The following is a 17,046-nucleotide window of genomic DNA, read 5'->3' as shown; positions in this document are numbered from 1 at the left end:
GACCCGACCGTTCTCTTTCCCACGGTGCTCGGCGGCGTGGCCGCCCTGCTCAGACTTCCCGGCCTGCTGCGGAATCCGCGCGATCCCCTGCTCCGGGCGGTCATGGCCATGCTCGTGGCGGCCGTGGGGGTGTTCTTCTTCACCTCCGTCCCCGTGGTCGCCAAAGTCAACGAGCTCACGGGCATCCCGAACGCCGCGGCCCCCTTCGACTACTTCTGGGCCATGGCCTGCGCGGCGTCGGGGATCGTGCTGGTCATCAACTGGCGGGGCGGGTCCCCCGAACGCATCCGGCGGGCGACCCGCTGGTGCATCGCGGCCTACGGGACGCTCTGCGCCGCCATCGCCGTGCTGTTCGCGCTCGCGCAGGCGCCCGTCGAGCGGCTGCGTGACCTGGACACCTACTACGCCAACACCCCTTACATGCGCGAGATGATCGTCCTCTACCTGGTCGGCCACACCGCGGCGTCGACCGTCATGGCCACCCTGTGCTGGCGCTGGCTGCGCCACGTGGGAGGGGAGCTGAGGGCGGGACTGGCCCTCATGGTGACGGGCTACGGACTCGCGATCTGCTTCGGCGTCCTCAAGTTCACCGCCCTGGGAGCACGGTGGGCCGGAGCGGACTGGGACGTGCTCAGTACCGAGGTGGCACGGGCCTGCACCTCGGTGGCCGCCCCCCTCATCGCGATCGGCATGGTGCTCCCGATCGTCGTACGGCGCTTCCGGGGACGCTGGCGGGACTGGACCCACTACCGGCGGCTCGGACCCCTCTCGCAGCTGGTGGGCGGGCTGGTACCGACGCCGGCGGCGGTCAGCGTGCCACTGCTGGCGTCGGTGGGCGTACGGCGCCTCCAGCGGGAATCGCTGATCCACGACGGACTGCTCACCCTCAACCCCTACTTCGACCTCGGCCTCCGGGCGCGGGCACTGGCCGAAGCCGTCGCCGGCGGCGCCCCCAGCGCCCACGCGGAGGCCGGTGCGGACGCGGTCATGGTCCTCGCCGCGGTGGAGACGATGCGCGCCGACCCCGAGGGACGGGTGATCGCCTCTTCGAGGACCCTTCAGGAACCGGCGGGCAAGGACCGCGACCTGATCCGCATCTCGCAGGCGCTCGCGCACACCACGAAACGGGCCGCCGGCAGGCCGCGAGCCGCGGAGGCCGCGCGTTGAGCAGCGTCTACTACTACCTCCCCGCCCTCCTGCTGCTCGTCTCCTTCGCGCTGAGGGTGCCCGGGCTCGTGCGGCACTGGCGTGATCCGCTGGTCCGTTCCGTGGGCGTGGTGATCCCCCTCGGCGCCGTGGTCTTCTTCTTCGCCGCGCCGCCGACGGTGTCCGAGGTGAACGCGCTCACCGGTGTCGCCAATTTCTCGGCTCCGCTGGTCTACGCCGTCGTCACCGCCGGGAGCGCCGCCGTCATCAACCTGATGCTGACCTGGCAGGGCGGGCCCGAGGAACGGCGCCGTGCGGCCGTCCTGTGGTGTGCCGGGGCCTACGGGACGGTGATCGTGGCGCTGCTCGCCCTGTTCGCCCTCGGCGACGCGCCCGACGAACGCCTCCAGGACTTCGACACGTACTACTCCACCACCCCGTACCTCCGCGAGATGATCGTCCTCTATCTCGTCGCCCACGCGGCGGCGACGGCCGTCCTGTCGGTCCTGTGCCGGCGCTGGGCACAGGAGGTGACCGGTCTGCTGCGCACCGGGCTCGTCCTCATCGGGGCCGGAGGGGTCCTGGGCCTCGGCTACACCGTGGGCAAGCTCCTCGCCGTGGGCGCGCGCTGGACCGGCCACGACTGGGACGGGATCAGCACGACGGTGGCCCCCTCCCTGGCCGCTCTCTCCTCGCTGCTCCAGTGCGTCGGGTTCGCCCTTCCCGCCGTCGGCGAGAGCCTGCGCAGGCAGTCGAGGCAGTGGTCGCGGTACCACCGGCTGGGGCCGCTGTGGGAGATCATCCGCGCGGTCGTCCCGTACGAGCTCGTACGCATCCCCCCGTGGTCCTCGCTGAGCAGGCGCCACCTGCGGCGGACGTGCGACATCCGGGACGGGCTGCGGCTCCTCGCGCCCTACCTCGATACGGTCGCGGTGGCGGACGCGCCTGAACCCGCGGCCGGGCCGGGCGCGTTGAAAGGGGAGGCCGTGGCGCACGCCGCGCTGGTCATCGCGGCGTTCGGCTCCCTGAACAGCTCCCTGAACACCCGTCCCGGCGCGGCCGCCGACGGCGGCAGTGTCCAGAGCCTGATCGACAGCGAGGACGAACTCGTGCGCCTTTCGGACGCGGTACGGGTCCTTGCGCCCCGCCGCGGGGGCCCGGCCGCCGGCCACGGGCGGGACGGCCGCGGGCGGGGCGACCACGGTCGGGGCGGCCACGGGAGGGACGGCCACGGACCTTCGGCGGCGCCGCAGAAGGCCGTGTCATGAACGGTCCGCGCGGCACCGGCGCCCGGACGGTCCGCCGGCGCGCGGTCGTCATCGGCGGGGGCTCGGCGGGAATGCTGGCCGCCGCCGCGCTGCGGGGCGCGGTCGACGAGGTACTCGTCGTCGAGAGCGACGAGTTGCCCGACGGCCCGCTCCCCCGCAAGGGGCTCCCCCAGGCACGGCACGCGCACATGCTCTGGAGCGGCGGCGTACGGGCGGCCGAGGCGGTCCTGCCCGGGATCACCGAGTGCTGGCTGGCCGCCGGAGCGAACCGGATCCCGACCCCCACGGGCATGGTCGCGCTCACCTCCCAGGGCTGGCTGAGGCGCTGGGACCGCGAGACCCACTTCGTCCTGGGGTGCAGCCGCGACCTCATGGACTCGGTCGTGCGCGACCACGTCCTGGGCCGGGAGGGCGTCACGGCCTTGCCGCACACCCGGGCCGAGGGCCTGACCGGCAGCCCGTCCCGCGTCACCGGGGTGCGGGTGCGCGAGCGGGCCGGCCACGAGCATGTCCTGGAGGCCGACTTCGTCGTCGACGCCAGCGGCCGCGCCTCGCGGGCGCCCCGCCACCTGGAGGAACTGGGGGTGCCTCCCGCACCCGAGCGCTCCCTGGACCTCGGGCTGGTGTACGCGACGCGGGTCTTCCGGGCCCCGAAAGGAGCCGCGGGATTCCCCATCGTCAGCGTGCAGTCCGATCCCCGCAGCGGGCGCCCCGGGCAGAGCGCGAGCATCCTGCCCGTGGAGGACGGGCGGTGGATCGTCACGGAGACGGGAACCAGGGCCGGTGCACCGACGGGGGACGCCGAGGACTTCGCGGCGTTCCCGCTCGGACTGCGTCACCCCGTGGTCGGGGAGATCATCTCCCGCCTCGAACCCCTCACCGGCGTGTCGCTGAGCAGGAGCACGCGCAATACGCGGCGGTATTTCGAGCAGGTGCGGGGCTGGCCGGAACGGTTCGTCGTCCTGGGCGACGCCCTCGCGGCGTTCAACCCCCTGTACGGGCACGGCATGTCCGTCGCCGCGCAGACGGCCGCCGTCCTGCGCGCGGAGGTCGAGGCCCGCGGTGTGGACGCCTCCGGCCTCGCACGGCGCGTCCAGAGGGCCATGGCGAAGCCGGTGGACTCGGCCTGGGAGCTGGCCATGGGGCAGGACGTGTTCTACCCGGAGGTCCAGGGCGGTGCTCCCGGCCTCCGGGACAGGGTCCTGGCCCGGTACGTGGACCGCCTGGTGAGGACGAGCTGCGGGAGGTTCAGCATGGTGGAGGACCTCACGGACGTCACCTCGCTCCAGGCTCCGCTGACCTCGCTCGTCAGCCCGCGCGTCCTGTGGGGAGCCGTACGGGGGCCGCGGTACCCGCCGCTGGACGGGCCGCCCCTGACGGCACGGGAGCTGGCACTCGTCGGCGGCGGGGCGCCCGGGTGATCGGGCCGCGGCGGCCCGGGAGGGTGTGAAAGGGTTCGCGTCGGCGCTGCGCCGCTCCGACGCGCCAGCTCCCCGGACCCTTTCGCGGACGGCACGCGGGGGGAGCAAGATGGGACCGGGCGGAGGCGCACCGCCTGGTGGGACGTGATCTCAGTGGGGTGAGGAAGATGAGCCGGCGGCACACGGACGCCGAGACCCTCGTGCGGCGCGGCGCCGACGGGCAGTTCTACGTGGCGGCCCAGGACGTCACCGCGATCCTCCGCGACATGGCACGGACCTTCGATCTGCACGCGCAGTCCGACGAGGCCACCTGGACGCCGGAAGGCCGGACGACCGCGGTCCGTCTGGACGAGGACACGATGCGGACGGTGGCGAGCATCCTGCGGGCGCAGGCCGACGAGATGGAGGTCCAGCTCATCGAGATCGCCGCGACCAGCACCCCTTCGGCCGGGCCGGCCAGCACCCTTTCGGCCGGGCGTCCGGACCGGTCGAGGCCGCCGGGGAAGGGGCGCGGACAGGCGCAACGGTGACGCGAGGGGTGGAGGCGGTGATCCGCCGGCGCCGGCCGCCGGCCCGTGACGATGGTCAGGTCAGGTCAGGGCCGGTCCAGGCCCCAGGTCTGGAGGACGTACGGGCGGCCCTTCTCCTCGCCCGTGATCAGGGGCACGTCGAGCAGCCTGAAGCCGGCCTTCCCGGCGACGGCGACGCTGGCGGCGTTCTCGGCCTCCAGCTCCAGGATCACCCGCTGCGCGCCCCACTGCTCGAACGCGTAGGCGGCCATCACCCGCACGGCGCGGGCGGCCAGCCCCTGCCCACGGTGTGCCGGACCCACGGCGTAGCCGATCTCCGTGCCTTCGGGGGCGCGGCGCAGCATGATCTCGCCGAGCGGTGCGCCGCCGTCGAGGGTGATGGCGAGGAGGATGGTCGTGCCCTCCTGCCGCAGCTCCCGGTCGCGCACCAGCCGGGCGCGGGCGGCCGCTTCGTCGAAGGGCGAGACGATCGGCGTCCAGTACGCGATGTCGGGGTGGTCGAACAGCCCGGGCATCGCGGCCAGGTCGCCTTCCGTCCAGTCGCGCAGCACGAGCCCCTCCCCCGACAGTTCGATCCGCTCGGGCAGGGACGACGTGGTGCTGCTCATGCTGGAAGACCTCTCTGTCCTGTTCAGGACAAGGCAAGATACCCGGGGGGTGGGTGGGAGCACGCGGATTTTTCTGCGGGGTGGGGGTGTGGGTGGCCGGGGGCCGTTCGGGCCCGGCGGGACGGCGCGCGCCGTCAGCGCCGTCGCCGCTGTCACCGCCGTCACCGCCGTCACCGCCGTCACCGCCGTCACGCCGACGGCCGGTCCTCCCACGGCCGTACCCGTCCGACGACGTACGGCCCGTCGTCGCTCTGCGGGGTCCTCAGGGCGGCCAGTACGCCCCCGCTGATCTCCCCATGGTCCAGCCACCGGGTGTGCGCGCCCGGGCCGGTGAACCCGAGGACCACGGCACGGTGGCGGGCGCGGCCCAGGGCCTCGGGCGGCCGGGGCGCGGGGGCCGTGGGCGCCGCGGCTGCGCTGCCCAGCACCTCCAGCACCGACGCGCCGTCCGCCAGGGCGGCGGCGACGGCGGCATGGGCGTGGGGCCGGCCGTGGGCGTGCACCCACAGCACGGCCTGCCGGAAGGGCCCGGTCCGTGCCGCGACCCGGCGCAGCGCCGCGGCGAAGCCGAGGGGATCGGTGTAGTCCGCGCTCACTGGCAGCAGCCGGCCGCCTGCGGTACCCAGGTCCCCGAAGGCTCCCGGCCCGGGCGGCTTCCGGGAGACGACCACCGCCGTCAGCCCCTCGCGGACCAGCCCGCCCACCACCCCGGCGAGCATCCCCGTGCCGCCCACGACCAGTACGGGACCGCGCACGGGCGCGTCGTCGGCATTCATCCGGGGATGTTCGCACGGCCGGCCGGTGGACGTCGCCCCGGACGGCGGCGGCGTGGAGAACCACGGCCGCCGACGGATCCGCACCCGGCCGGAATCCTGTCCCCCTCTTCCGGCTCCGGCCAATTTGCCCCGGTCCGCGTGGCGGGTCGCGACCGGACTTCGATTCCGCTTCGAGGGATTCTCGCTCGCCCTGTGAAAACGTCGTCACGCCAAGCTCCACTGGGGACGAAAGGACGCAGCAAATGGCCAAGTCAGGGCGCAAGTTCGGTATCGCCGCCACGGTGGCCGCGTTGGTGGCCGTGATGGTCGCCGTCGTGGGCCCGCAGGGAGCGAGTGCACAGGACCAGTCGCGCAAGGGCTGGGACCACTTCGGGTTCGGGGTGCCGTGGGAGGACTCCTACGGGTACTCGCAGGCGATCAGAGCCGGTGACACCATCTACATCTCGGGGCAGCTGTCGCACGACGCGGCCGGCAACATCGTGGGCGTCGGCGACTTCGAGAAGCAGGTGCGCCAGTCGTTCGCCAACCTCGACAAGGTGCTCGCGCACTACAAGATCCCGCGCAGCCAGATCATCAGCATGAAGATCTACACCAAGGACCTGCGCAAGAACTTCGACACGGCCGCGCGGCTGCACAAGGAGTACAACGGCAACCACCGCACGACCGACACCATCCTCGGTGTCAGCGACCTGGCCTTCCCCGACCAGCTGGTGGAGATCGAGGCCGTCGCGCTGGTGAAGCCGCGTTCCTGACGCGTTCGTGACCGAGCGGGCCGCGCGGTGACCACCGCGCGGCCGCTCAGTGCGTTGCGGCCGCCTGCCCCACGGGGGCCCTGGCCGGGCTCTCCGGGGGCGGCGGCTGGAGTGCGCTGCCCCGTCCGAGCCCCTGGTTCAGGGCAGCAGCGCCCGCATCGACTCCGCGGGCAGGGACGGGTTGGCGGCCGCCGCCTGCACCACACGGGGGTCCTCGTCGGCCAGCAGGTCCAGGAGGGCGGAGCCGGGGAGCTCCGGACGCGCGGCGGCGACGGGGCGGGCCCGCGGGTCCGTCAGGCAGGCGAGGAGGGCGGGGAGCGGAGCGTTGGGATGGCGGGCGATCGCGAGGAAGTGCCGTCGTGCGGGCCCCGGTTGCCGGGCCAGGCGTTCCAGGACGGCCGCCGTCGCGTCGGGGTTGTCGGCGGCCTTCAGGGCCACGCGGGTGCCGTGGCCGTCGATCAGGGCCAGGAGCTGTGTCCCGGTGAGACCGGGGTGGGGGGCGATGGCGCACAGCACCTTCGCGTCGCGGTCGCGGGCGAGCGCGTCGCGTATCCCGTCCGGCAGGTCCCGGCGCCGCGCGACCAGCATGCGCAGGGCCGCGTCGTCCGAAGCGGCGAGGGCGGCGAGTTCCGCCGGTGTGGCCGAGGCGATCCGGGGCAGCGGTACGGGGCCGGGCCTGACCGTGGCGGCGAGCCGCGCCAGCAGGTCCAGCGGCAGGTGCGGGTGGTGGGCCAGGGAGCGCTGCACGTCGTGGCCGCGGTCCTCCGCCAGCCTGCGCATCAGGGTCTCGTCGATCGACGGGTTCTGCGCCAGTACCGCACGGACCATCGGCACCGGATCTGCCGCGAGCCGGTCGTAGACCGGCTGCGGAAGGCCCTCGCGTGCGGCGACCGGTTCGCGCAGCAGGGCCGACGGATGGTCGGCGAACCGGGCCACGGCCGAGGCCGGGGTGGCGGGGTTGTGGAGGGCCTGCCACCGGATCTCGTGCACGGCGGACTGGTGGGATCCGTCGCAGGCGTCCCCGGACATCAGCGTGCAGTCGGTACGCGGGCAGTCCCCGGCGTGGACGAACGGCACCTCCTCCTGGTCGCAGACGCGGCAGCCACGGAGCGGAGGCAGGCCCTCGCCCGTCAGCAGGGCCGCCAGCAGCTGCGGCGGCGTCGCCTCGTTGCCCGCGACCGACCGGCGGACGGCCGCGTGGGGATGGTGCGCGAGCTCGGCGGCCCATCGGGGCGGCGCCCACAGGGCGAGCTCGGTGACGACCCTGACGTCGGGATCGTCCGCGAGCACGCGTACCACGTCCTGCGGGAGCCCGCGGCACTCGGCCAGCTTCTCCCGGTGCCGCACGAGCGGATCCGCGGCGAAGTGCCGAGCCCACTCGGACGGACCGGCCCCCTCGTCGAGCAGGGCGAGCGCGGCCAGCGGCTGGGAGAGCGGATCCACGTCCTCCGGCCGCAGACACCCCTTGTAGGCCAGCTGGACGGCGACCCCCTCGGACCGGCCCGCCAGCGCGCGGACCTGAGCGCGGTTCAGGTCCGCGCGGAGCGCCAGTTCACCGGCGAGGTCCTCGTCCGCGGCATGGATCAGCTGGTCGACGAGGCGGCACGGCAGGGCGGGATTCACGGCGAGGCCGAGCAGCGCTGGGTTCACCGCGCCATCTTGCTGCACGCACCCCGGGAGAGCTCCGGGGTTTCCACCCGACACCCGCCCCGAGAACGGGCCGCCATGCCCTGAACGGCTGGACTCGGCTGCCCTGGCGCGGTCATCTTCCGCGCACCGGCCGGACCAGGGCGAAGAGGGCGGCCGCGGCCAGCAGGGCCAGCGAGGCGGCGAAGGCACGGGGGGATTCGCCGGGTGGCAGGAGGAGTGCCCACGGCTCCGTACCAAGCCCGCGCGGGCGTCGGCCGGCGGCCGCGCAGAGCAGGGGGAAGGCTCCGATGGCGAGGGCTGCGGGCCGGTGGCCGAGGAGCGGCTCCAGGGTCAGGGCGAGGGCGAGAAACACGAGGGTGTTGCGGCCGACGGCCAGCGCGGTGCCGCCGGCGCCCACGGCGTGACCGAGGAGCGTGACGGCCAGGACGGCGGCCGCGAGGGCCGTCGCGAGCGCGGTGTCCCAGCGCCGTACGGGCCGGACGGCCGTGGCCTCCGTACGGGGTCCCGCGCGCCCGGTGCCGGAGAGCCAGAGGACGGCCGGCACCACCGGGAGCAGCCCCGCCAGGAGGAACCGCCCCGAGGCACCGGTGAGTGCGGGCAGCGGGAGCTCGATGCCGCCGAAGACCAGGCCGGCCAGGGTCGTCAGGAGCGTCCAGCCCCCGAGGGCCAGGACGCCCCGGGACTTGAGCCACCAGGTCATCCCGCGCCCCCGGGGAGCGTGAGCCGCGCCGGCTGGTCGCAGGTGGTGAGGGCCTGGCGGTTGTACTCGTACCAGGCCAGCTGCTGTTCACGGGGCGCGCGCAGGACCTGCTGGAGGAGGGCCGCGTCGTCCGGCGAAATCTGCCCGGACCTGGGCGGGGACTGCAGGGCGACCGCCGTCACCCAGGCCGACAGCGGGACGAGGGCCGGAGCGGCGAGGAACCGGCCCGTGATCCGGGCGCATTCGGGCAGACCGCCGGGCGGCAGGACCGCGGAGGCGAGGGCGTATGCGATGTCCTCGGCGTCCCGCGGGCGGTTCTTGATGCCGAGACGGGCCTCGCCCGGTGCGAGGTCGCGGGCGTCGGTGAGGGTGGGGGGCAGCCGCACACCCGCCTGTTCGAGCCGGGCGGCGAAGGTGCGGGTCTGCGCCACTACCTGCCCGTCGGCCGCGACCTCGGGCCACAGGCAGACCTCGGGCCGTCCGCCCGTATCGCAGACGAGCTCCGACTCGTCGCGGGCGGTGACCGGGGAGTAGCCGAGGCCGACGGCCGGCGGGAGCGCTGCCGCGGTGCCGGCGGCGGCCAGCAGGAGGGCGACGGCGCGGTTGCGGAGCGTCGGCCGGTGGACGAGCAGCAGCGCCGCGGCGCACAGCCCGCCCGCGAAGGCCACCGGCGCCCAGACGGCCCGGGGATCGATCACGGAGTCGAGCGAGCAGCATTCGGAGAAGGCCGCGGCGACCAGCTGCCTCGGCCAGCCGCTGCTCATCGACACCGGGAAGGCCGCCAGGCAGAACCCCGCCGTCAGGGCGACGGGCGCGGCGACGACGCCGGGCAGGAGGCGGCCGGCGAGGTACCCGGTCAGGGTGGCGGCGGCCAGCAGGAGTCCGTCGGCGCCCAGCATCCCGAGATGCGAGGGGGCGGGGGCGGCCCCGGTGGCGACCACCGAGACAGCCAGGGACGTCAGAAGTCCCAACACCCCCATCAGCCACACCGGTACCAGCACCGGGAGCACGATGCCCAGCCGGCCGCGCGCCGGTGCCTGGCCGAAGACCCCGCCGCGCCGCAGCCGTGCCCCCTCCCAGGCCGCGCTTGCCGCACAGGCTGCGATGGCGAAGGGCAGGGCGTAGGTGGCCCGGCCGAGGACGGAGGGCCCGTAGCCCGCCGTGACGGTCATCGTGATGGTGTCGCGGAGCAGGAGGACGATGAAGCAGAGCAGTACCGGCAGCAGGACGGTGGCGGAGGAGGAACGCAGGAGCGTCCACGGCTTCACGGCTCAGACCTCCTGTCCGACGAGCCGCCCGTAGGCGGCCTCCGCCCGCTCCCGCCCGTCGGCGGCGCCGGCCGGCGCGAGGGTGAGGAACTCGGCCGGGCCGCCCTGGAACCGTACGGTGCCCTGGTCGAGCACCACGACCTGCTGGTACAGCTCGGAGAGGTCCTCGGTCTGGTGTGTGGACACCAGCACCCTGACGGACCCCGACAGCTGCGACACCAGGTCGCGGAAGACCTGCCGTTGCTGCGGGTCCAGCCCGGCGGTGGGCTCGTCCATCAGGATCAGCTCGCTGTCGTGGGTGAGGGCCCCGGCGATGCCCATGCGACGCAGCTGCCCGCCGCTGACCTGGTGGCTCTTGCGGCCGGCGAGGGGCGTCAGGCCCACGCGCCCGAGCGCCGCGGCGGACGCCTCCCACGCCGCGCCCCGCGGCATGCCCTTGAGCCAGCCCGCGTACGCGACCTGCTCGCGGACGGTGAGTCCTGGCACGGGCGTGATGTGCTGCGGTATCCAGGCGACCCGTCTGCGGTATCCGGCCAGGCCGCGCCGCCGGTCGGGCCGGCTCCGGCCGAAGGCCACCGTGCCGGCGGCCGGGCGCAGATGGGAGGCCGCCAATGCCATCAGGGTCGACTTGCCGGCACCGTTGGGGCCGAGCAGCACGGTGGCCGGCGCGTCGACCGTAAGGTCGAACGCGTCCAGCACCGGGGTCTGCCGGCCGTACCGGAACCTCACACCGTCGAAGACGAGAGCCATGGAGCGACGCGCAATCCGCCGCTCCCCCTCGGGGAGCGGCTTGTTCTCGGAGGGGGCGGGGCCGTGGGCGCAGGTGGGCCCCCTGCCCACTCGCCCCTGTCGAAACGGCACCGTGGCGTGGCGGAGCGGCACGAGGTCCCCTCCGACGGCTCGAACGCTAGTGCCGGAAGGGGCCATTCACAAAACGTCCGCGATCTGGCCTGAACCTGCCCCTCCGCGCGCCAGGGACATGGCCGGTGGCGGCTCGGGACGCCGCCGGGGTTCCTGGTCCTGGGAGGGCCAGGCTGGGGGGCGGGGCGGGGGGCACAATCGGGGGATGACCGTGAACCCGCCGGCGGCCGCCGCCGCGACCAGTCTGGGTGACTTCCTGCGTACCCGCCGCTCCCGTCTGACGCCCGAGGACGTCGCGCTGCGCGACTACGGGGGCCGGCGGCGGGTCGCCGGGCTGCGCCGGGAGGAGATCGCGCGGCTCGCGGGGGTCAGCGTGGAGTACTACACGCGGATGGAACAGGGCCGGGTGGCCAACCCGTCGGCGGCGGTCCTCGACGCGCTCGCCGGGGCGCTGCGGCTGACCGAGGACGGGACCCGGCACCTGCACCAGCTCGCCCACCCGGCCCGCCCGGCGCCCGGCACGGGCGCCCAGCGGGTGCGGCCCGTCCTGCGGCTGCTGCTCGGCGAACTGCGCGACGTGCCCGCGATGGTGATGGGCCGCCGGATGGACGTGCTGGCCCTGAACGCGGCGGCGAGCGCCCTGCTCGGCGACTTCGGCGCCTCGGGCGGCCCGGGCGGGGGCAACATCGCCCGCACCACCTTCCTCGACCCGGCGGCCCGCGAGCTGTACGCGGACTGGAGCGGCTGCGCCCGCGAGAACGTGGCCTACCTGCACCTGGAGGCCGGGCGCCGGCCGCAGGACCCGGAACTGGCGCGTCTCATCGGTGAGTTGTCCATGCGGAGTGAAGAGTTCCGGCGGTGGTGGGCGGAGCATCCCGTGCAGGACAAGACCTCGGGGCGCAAGCGCTTCCGCCACCCGGTCGTCGGCGAGCTGGAGCTGGCGTACGAAACCCTCCGCGCGGCCGACGACCCCGACCAGGCCCTCATCACCTACACCGCCGAACCCGGCACCCGCGACCACGACGCCCTGCGCATGCTGCTCGCCTGGTCGGCGTCCGGCTGAGCCGCGCGTGACGGCCGCGGTTCGCCCAGGGTCGGGCGGCCGGCGGCCGGCGTCAAGGGATTCTTGACAAATGGGGGGCGTCAAGGTTTCCTTGACGCATGATGATCTTGAAGTTGAAGGCGTCGCGGGGCTCTTCCCCTGGCGCGTCCATGGCCTGGGCCGGGGCCCGGGTTGCCGCCCGGTCGGGGCGTGGGGCCGCTGACGAGGCTGTACTTGACGGGCTCGAGCCGCTGCACGGGCTGTGCCGATGAGTGAGGGGCCGCTGCTGGAGCCGGCGGAGATGGACCGCATCCGGGACGGGATCGCCGCGGCCGTGCTCGCGGCGCCCGACGGGCTCGCCGAGTCGCTGGAGCACGAGCACGACGCCCGCGGGTACCTGCGCCTGCTGGACGCCTCGCGCGTCGGCGCCGAGGAGGCGAGCCGGCTGCTGCGCGAGGCGGTTCAGGGGGCGAGGGCCGCGGGCCACAGCTGGGACACCGTGGGCCGGGTGCTGGGGGTGAGCCGCCAGGCCGCCCAGCAGCGGTTCGCGAGCAAGGCCGCGGCCGCACCGGCCGCCGGGGGGCCGGGCGCCCCGGAGCGCCGCACGCTCAGCGGGTTGACCGCGTTCAACGAGATGGCCGCCCTGGAGGAGGCCGGACGGGACGGCTGGCACATGGTCGGCTACGGGCCCTTCTTCCACGAGGTCGAGGCGTCCGGCCACCCCTGGGAGCACTGCCGGGTCACCCTCCCCTCCGCCGCGCGGCACCGGCGGCTGGAGTCGGAGGGGTGGATCCCGGTGGGTGCGGGATGGTTCCCATGGCGGTACTACAAGCGCGCCGTGGGGCCGGCCGGCTGAGGGGCGTTCCCGGGAAATCCCGAGGTCCGTGCCGTGCGGCGTCCCGCCCCGCCGGGAGGAAATTCCGTGCCGGAGGTGCGGGGGGCGGAGCAGAATCGGGCCATGGCGGACATGGGGGAGTTCAGGGACGCGGTGGCCCGGTCGGTGGCCGGCGGGGACGGGGGCGGCCTCGTGGAGGCCGCCTCGGGGGTGCGGGGCGTGGTGCTGGTGGAGGGGCCCAGTGACCTCGCCGCACTGGAGGCCCTGACCGGGCGGCTCGGCCGGGACCTGGGGGCCGACGGGGTCTGCGTGCTGTCGATGGGCGGGGCGATGAACGTCGGGCGCTACGCCGCGCTCCTGGGGCCGCCGGGGCTGGGGCTGCGCCTCACCGGGCTGTGCGACGAGCAGGAACGGCCCTTCTACGACCGTGCGCTGGAGCGCGTCGGGGCGCCCCGACGGGAGGTCTTCGCCTGTGTGAAGGACCTGGAGGAGGAGCTGATCCGGGCGCTGGGGGTGGCGCGGGTGGAGGAGATCGTCGAGGCCGAGGGGGAGCTCACGCCCTGGCAGACGTTCACCCGCCAGCCCGCTCAGCGGGGGCGGAGCCCGCAGGACCGGATGCGGCGCTTCCTCGGGACGAAGAAGGGGCGGAAGATCCGTTACGGACAGCTCCTGGCCGGGGCCCTCGATCCCGCGCTCCTGCCCGGCCCGCTGGACGCGCTGCTCGGCCGGTTGTAGTCGCCCTGCTGGACACGTCGCTGGATGCGCCGCTGGATGCGCCGCCGGCCGGCTGTAGTCGGCCCTGCGGGCCCGGGTTGGGGGCGGCCCCCGGATGGGCGGCGCGGCCGGGTTGGAGCCTGCAGGGCACGGCGGGCCCGGGGTGGTGCAGGGCACGGTGGGAGCGTGCGCTGCGGGCGGGTGTCGGGCGAGGTCAGCGGTTGTCGTGGAGTTCCTGGTGCATCTGGGGCTGGTCGTCCTGGTCGTGGGTGAGGGCGAACCGCTGGACCTCGTTGAAGCCCTTGGAGGCGATGCCGACGATCTCCTTGTACGGGTTGACGCCGGTCGCCTTCTGCGCCGTGCCGCCGAGGAGGCCGCCGCCGATGCCGCTGACGGCGCCACTGGCCGCCGAGAGCGGGCCGGCCGCGGTGCCCAGGACGCTCTTGGGGAGGCCGGCCATGTCGGCGTACTTGTCGGTCAGGGCGTGGCGGACCATCGCGACGAAGGCGTCGTGGACGCCCGGCGGGTAGAACTTCTTGTAGAAGTCGATGGCCTGCTTGGTCATGAAGACGCCGTCGTCGGTCTTCTTCCACTCCTTGTCGCGTTCCTGGTTCCACAGGGCCTGGACCAGGTCGGGGTCCTTGGGCAGCAGCCACTTTTCGGGGGTGCCGAGGTAGTGGTTGACGTAGTGCCAGGCGCACATGAAGCCCTTGGCGTCGTCCTTGGAGACGTCGATGCCCAGGCGTTCCATGGCCTGGACGATCTGGGTGGAGAAGACGCACGCGGCGCCGGTCGTGTACTTCTGGGAGACGGGCTCGCCCCACTTCGCGTAGTCCCATTCGCCGCTCTTCTTGTGGAGCTGACGGACCGAGGCGTGGACCAGGCGGACCTTGGTGACGTTCGCGGCCAGGCTGCCGTCGCGCATCGCGTTCTTGTCGCCCATGTCGAGGAAGAGGCGGGAGGACTGCGACAGTCGCCGGCCCGGCCCTTCGACGCCGCCGAGGCGGCCGGTGGAGCGGAGGGTGAAGGCGCCGGTCGGGGACAGGTAGGTGCCGATGAGGCCGACGGTGCCCTGGAGCATGGACACCTCGCCGTGGTGGTGCGCGAAGAAGCTCTCCGCGGCCTTGACGTCCGCTTCCGACCAGTCCGGCGGCGGGGCGGCCGCCTCCTTCAGGAACTCGGCCAGGCGGGGCGGGAGGGTGGACAGGTCCATGCCGGGCTTGAGGGTGCCGATGGTGCGGAACAGGGCGTTGACGCCGTCGATCTCCTTGTTGTCGATCAGGTCGGAGACGAGCGCGTCGGCCTTCGGGTCTCCGACCTTGCCGGCCGCTTCCAGCTCCGCGGCGATCGTCGCAGTCGTCAGGGCCACGGTGCACCACTTCCTCACGGGGTGGGTGGGGTGAGGGAGCGCCCGTGGTGGTGCCGGCCGCTCCCGTCGGTCAGCGGCATGCTTGCGCCGTCCGGCGTGGGTCCAGAACCCCTTGTCGGTGCTGGATCGTTTGTTCCTCACCCCGACGGCCCATGCCGTGGCCCCGGCTGCCGCTATTGCACCCCGAGGGCCGCCAGGCGCTCGGCGAAGGGGGTGAGGGTGGCGGCGGCCGTCGACGGCAGGGAGGTGATCGCGCCGGTCGGGGAACGGGGCGCGGCCACCGCGGCGGTGGTGTCCACGTCCGGGGCGGAGGCGGAGGCGGAGGCGGGGGCCGCGGGGTGGGGGGCGGGGGTCAGGAAGCGGGCCAGTTCGGTGCCCGCGCGGGTGATGCGCCCGGCCAGGCCCTCCCCGCCCCAGTCCTCGGAGGCGGCGTAGACGGCGGTGGGGAGGACGAGGGCGCGCAGGTAGGAGAAGAGGGGGCGCAGGGCGTGTTCGGTGACCAGGGAGTGCCGGGCGGTGCCGCCGGTCGCGCCGAGGAGCACGGGGGTGCCGGTGAGGGCGTCCTTGTCGAGGAGGTCGAAGAAGGACTTGAACAGGCCGCTGTAGGAGCCGGCGAAGACCGGTGTGACGGCGATCAGGGCGTCGGCGGCCGCCACCGCGTCGAGGGCGGCGGCCAGGCGGGCGGGCGGGAAGCCGGTGGTGAAGTGCTGGGCGATGTCGGTGGCGAGCTCGCGCACTTCGACGACGTGCACGTCGAGGTCCGGATGGGCGGGGCCGGCAGGCGCGAGGGTCGCGGCCGTGAGGGTCGCGGCCGTGAGGGTCGCGGCCGTGAGGGTCGCGGCCGTGAGGGTCGCGGCCGTGAGGCGGTCGGCGAGCAGGCGGGTCGAGGACGGGGTGCTCAGGCCCGCGGAGACGACGACGAGCTTCATGCGCGGGTCTCCTCGTGGGGGGTGGCGGGGCCGGTCCGGACGGCCGCGGCCGCGACGCGGGCCGCGTGGGTGGGGGCGTCCGGGACGCCGGCGGGGCGGAGGTTCGCGAACTCCTTGCGCAGGACCGGGACGACCTCCTCGCCGAGCAGGTCGATCTGCTCCAGGACGGTCTTCAGGGGCAGGCCCGCGTGGTCGACGAGGAAGAGCTGGCGCTGGTAGTCGCCGGCGTAGTCGCGGAAGGCGAGGGTGCGTTCGATCACCTGCTGCGGCGAGCCGACGGTGAGGGGGGTCTGGGAGGTGAACTCCTCCAGGGAGGGTCCGTGGCCGTACACGGGGGCGTTGTCGAAGTACGGGCGGAACTCGCGGACGGCGTCCTGGGAGTTGCGGCGCATGAAGACCTGGCCGCCGAGGCCGACGACGGCCTGCTCGGGGGTGCCGTGCCCGTAGTGGGCGTAGCGCTCGCGGTAGAGGTTGACCATCTGCCGGGTGTGGGAGGCGGGCCAGAAGATGTTGTTGTGGAAGAAGCCGTCGCCGTAGTAGGCGGCCTGCTCGGCGATCTCGGGCGAGCGGATGGAGCCGTGCCAGACGAAGGGGGCGACGCCGTCGAGGGGGCGGGGGGTGGCGGTGAAGGACTGGAGCGGCGTGCGGAACTTGCCCTTCCAGGTGACGGTGTCCTCGTCCCACAGGCGGCGCAGGAGGGCGTAGTTCTCGATGGCGAGGTCGATGCCGTCGCGGATGTCCTTGCCGAACCAGGGGTAGACCGGGCCGGTGTTGCCGCGGCCCAGCATCAGGTCGACGCGGCCGTCGGCGACGTGCTGGAGCATCGCGAAGTCCTCGGCGATCTTCACCGGGTCGTTGGTGGTGATCAGCGTCGTGGAGGTGGAGAGGATCAGGTTCTCGGTGCGTGCGGCGATGTAGCCGAGCAGGGTCGTCGGCGAGGAGGGGACGAACGGCGGGTTGTGGTGCTCGCCGGTGGCGAAGACGTCGAGGCCGACCTCCTCGGCCTTCTGCGCGATGGCGAGCATGGCCTTGATGCGCTCGTGCTCGCCGGGTGCCCGCCCGGTCGTCGGGTCGGTGGTGATGTCGCCGACGGTGAAGATCCCGAACTGCATGGCCATGCCCGCTCCCCTTCCGAGGTTGTTTAGAATTCAACTATACCCGGGAACGGAGGGTGTCG

General features: G+C 74.0%; 17 protein-coding genes. 8 read left to right on the top strand and 9 right to left on the bottom strand.

Translation table 11 applies throughout. From position 1 onward, the window contains the following. Window positions 1-24: 24 nt before the first annotated feature. From BX286_RS35415 to BX286_RS35400, 4 genes are all read left to right on the top strand, one after another. Window positions 25-1,167 (top strand): MAB_1171c family putative transporter, encoded by a 1,143-nt coding sequence (locus tag BX286_RS35415; protein ID WP_187344326.1) that lies wholly within the window; start codon window positions 25-27, stop codon window positions 1,165-1,167. Continuing rightward, window positions 1,164-2,414 (top strand): MAB_1171c family putative transporter, encoded by a 1,251-nt coding sequence (locus BX286_RS35410; RefSeq protein WP_121017897.1) that lies wholly within the window; start codon window positions 1,164-1,166, stop codon window positions 2,412-2,414. The genes BX286_RS35415 and BX286_RS35410 overlap by 4 nt, the downstream gene beginning before the upstream one ends. Continuing rightward, complete coding sequence (locus BX286_RS35405) at window positions 2,411-3,835, top strand: NAD(P)/FAD-dependent oxidoreductase (protein WP_121017896.1); 1,425 nt, start codon at window positions 2,411-2,413, stop codon at window positions 3,833-3,835. Before BX286_RS35410 ends, BX286_RS35405 begins: the two co-directional genes overlap by 4 nt. 167 nt (window positions 3,836-4,002) lie before the next feature. Next, window positions 4,003-4,365 carry a hypothetical protein gene (locus BX286_RS35400; protein WP_121017895.1) on the top strand — a complete coding sequence of 121 codons (363 nt, stop codon included), beginning with the start codon at window positions 4,003-4,005 and terminating at the stop codon, window positions 4,363-4,365. Window positions 4,366-4,430: 65 nt separating this feature from the next. Here BX286_RS35400 and BX286_RS35395 read toward each other — a convergent pair whose 3' ends face one another. After that, window positions 4,431-4,973 (bottom strand): GNAT family N-acetyltransferase, encoded by a 543-nt coding sequence (locus BX286_RS35395; RefSeq protein WP_079432215.1) that lies wholly within the window; start codon window positions 4,971-4,973, stop codon window positions 4,431-4,433. Between the two features lie 188 nt (window positions 4,974-5,161). Beyond that, complete coding sequence (locus tag BX286_RS35390) at window positions 5,162-5,749, bottom strand: short-chain dehydrogenase (protein ID WP_148710330.1); 588 nt, start codon at window positions 5,747-5,749, stop codon at window positions 5,162-5,164. A 242-nt stretch (window positions 5,750-5,991) separates the two neighbouring features. Here BX286_RS35390 and BX286_RS35385 point away from each other — a divergent pair, with 242 nt between their 5' ends. Then, window positions 5,992-6,501, top strand: a complete 510-nt coding sequence (locus BX286_RS35385; RefSeq protein ID WP_261993685.1) for a RidA family protein — start codon at window positions 5,992-5,994, stop codon at window positions 6,499-6,501. Between the two features lie 138 nt (window positions 6,502-6,639). Here BX286_RS35385 and BX286_RS35380 read toward each other — a convergent pair whose 3' ends face one another. From BX286_RS35380 to BX286_RS35365, 4 genes are all read right to left on the bottom strand, one after another. Then, window positions 6,640-8,151: a hypothetical protein gene (locus BX286_RS35380; RefSeq protein ID WP_121017893.1), complete on the bottom strand. Its 1,512-nt coding sequence runs from the start codon at window positions 8,149-8,151 to the stop codon at window positions 6,640-6,642. 112 nt (window positions 8,152-8,263) lie between these two features. Beyond that, window positions 8,264-8,851 (bottom strand): hypothetical protein, encoded by a 588-nt coding sequence (locus tag BX286_RS35375; protein ID WP_100864924.1) that lies wholly within the window; start codon window positions 8,849-8,851, stop codon window positions 8,264-8,266. After that, window positions 8,848-10,119 (bottom strand): hypothetical protein, encoded by a 1,272-nt coding sequence (locus BX286_RS35370; protein ID WP_121017892.1) that lies wholly within the window; start codon window positions 10,117-10,119, stop codon window positions 8,848-8,850. Before BX286_RS35370 ends, BX286_RS35375 begins: the two co-directional genes overlap by 4 nt. A gap of 3 nt (window positions 10,120-10,122) precedes the next feature. Beyond that, the gene (locus BX286_RS35365; protein WP_100864926.1) at window positions 10,123-10,869 is read right to left on the bottom strand and encodes an ATP-binding cassette domain-containing protein; all 747 of its coding nucleotides are present in this window, start codon (window positions 10,867-10,869) and stop codon (window positions 10,123-10,125) included. Window positions 10,870-11,185: 316 nt separating this feature from the next. Here BX286_RS35365 and BX286_RS35360 point away from each other — a divergent pair, with 316 nt between their 5' ends. The 3 genes from BX286_RS35360 (at window position 11,186) to BX286_RS35350 (ending at window position 13,592) form a co-directional block, all read left to right on the top strand. Beyond that, window positions 11,186-12,043, top strand: a complete 858-nt coding sequence (locus BX286_RS35360) for a helix-turn-helix domain-containing protein (protein WP_079432217.1) — start codon at window positions 11,186-11,188, stop codon at window positions 12,041-12,043. Window positions 12,044-12,290: 247 nt separating this feature from the next. Then, the gene (locus tag BX286_RS35355; RefSeq protein WP_079432218.1) at window positions 12,291-12,878 is read left to right on the top strand and encodes a hypothetical protein; all 588 of its coding nucleotides are present in this window, start codon (window positions 12,291-12,293) and stop codon (window positions 12,876-12,878) included. Between the two features lie 102 nt (window positions 12,879-12,980). After that, on the top strand, window positions 12,981-13,592 hold the full coding sequence (locus tag BX286_RS35350) for an ATP-dependent endonuclease (protein ID WP_079432388.1): 612 nt from the start codon (window positions 12,981-12,983) through the stop codon (window positions 13,590-13,592). 193 nt (window positions 13,593-13,785) lie between these two features. On the opposite strand, the gene BX286_RS35345 is transcribed toward BX286_RS35350, so the two are convergent. The 3 genes from BX286_RS35345 to BX286_RS35335 all read right to left on the bottom strand — a co-directional run bounded on the left by BX286_RS35345 (window position 13,786) and on the right by BX286_RS35335 (window position 16,981). Next, a complete protein-coding gene (locus tag BX286_RS35345; protein ID WP_237293422.1) occupies window positions 13,786-14,940 on the bottom strand; it encodes an oxygenase MpaB family protein in 1,155 nt (384 codons plus the stop codon). A gap of 173 nt (window positions 14,941-15,113) precedes the next feature. Next, window positions 15,114-15,869 (bottom strand): CE1759 family FMN reductase, encoded by a 756-nt coding sequence (locus BX286_RS35340; RefSeq protein WP_121017891.1) that lies wholly within the window; start codon window positions 15,867-15,869, stop codon window positions 15,114-15,116. Further along, window positions 15,866-16,981: an LLM class flavin-dependent oxidoreductase gene (locus BX286_RS35335; RefSeq protein ID WP_079432390.1), complete on the bottom strand. Its 1,116-nt coding sequence runs from the start codon at window positions 16,979-16,981 to the stop codon at window positions 15,866-15,868. The genes BX286_RS35340 and BX286_RS35335 overlap by 4 nt, the downstream gene beginning before the upstream one ends. Window positions 16,982-17,046 lie beyond the last annotated feature (65 nt).

Source organism: Streptomyces sp. 3211.6 (genome assembly GCF_003634815.1).
Taxonomy (GTDB): Bacteria; Actinomycetota; Actinomycetes; order Streptomycetales; family Streptomycetaceae; genus Streptomyces; species Streptomyces katrae_A.
The sequence above is the reverse complement of the archived record's forward strand: the minus strand, read 5'-3'. Positions and strand labels throughout refer to the sequence as shown.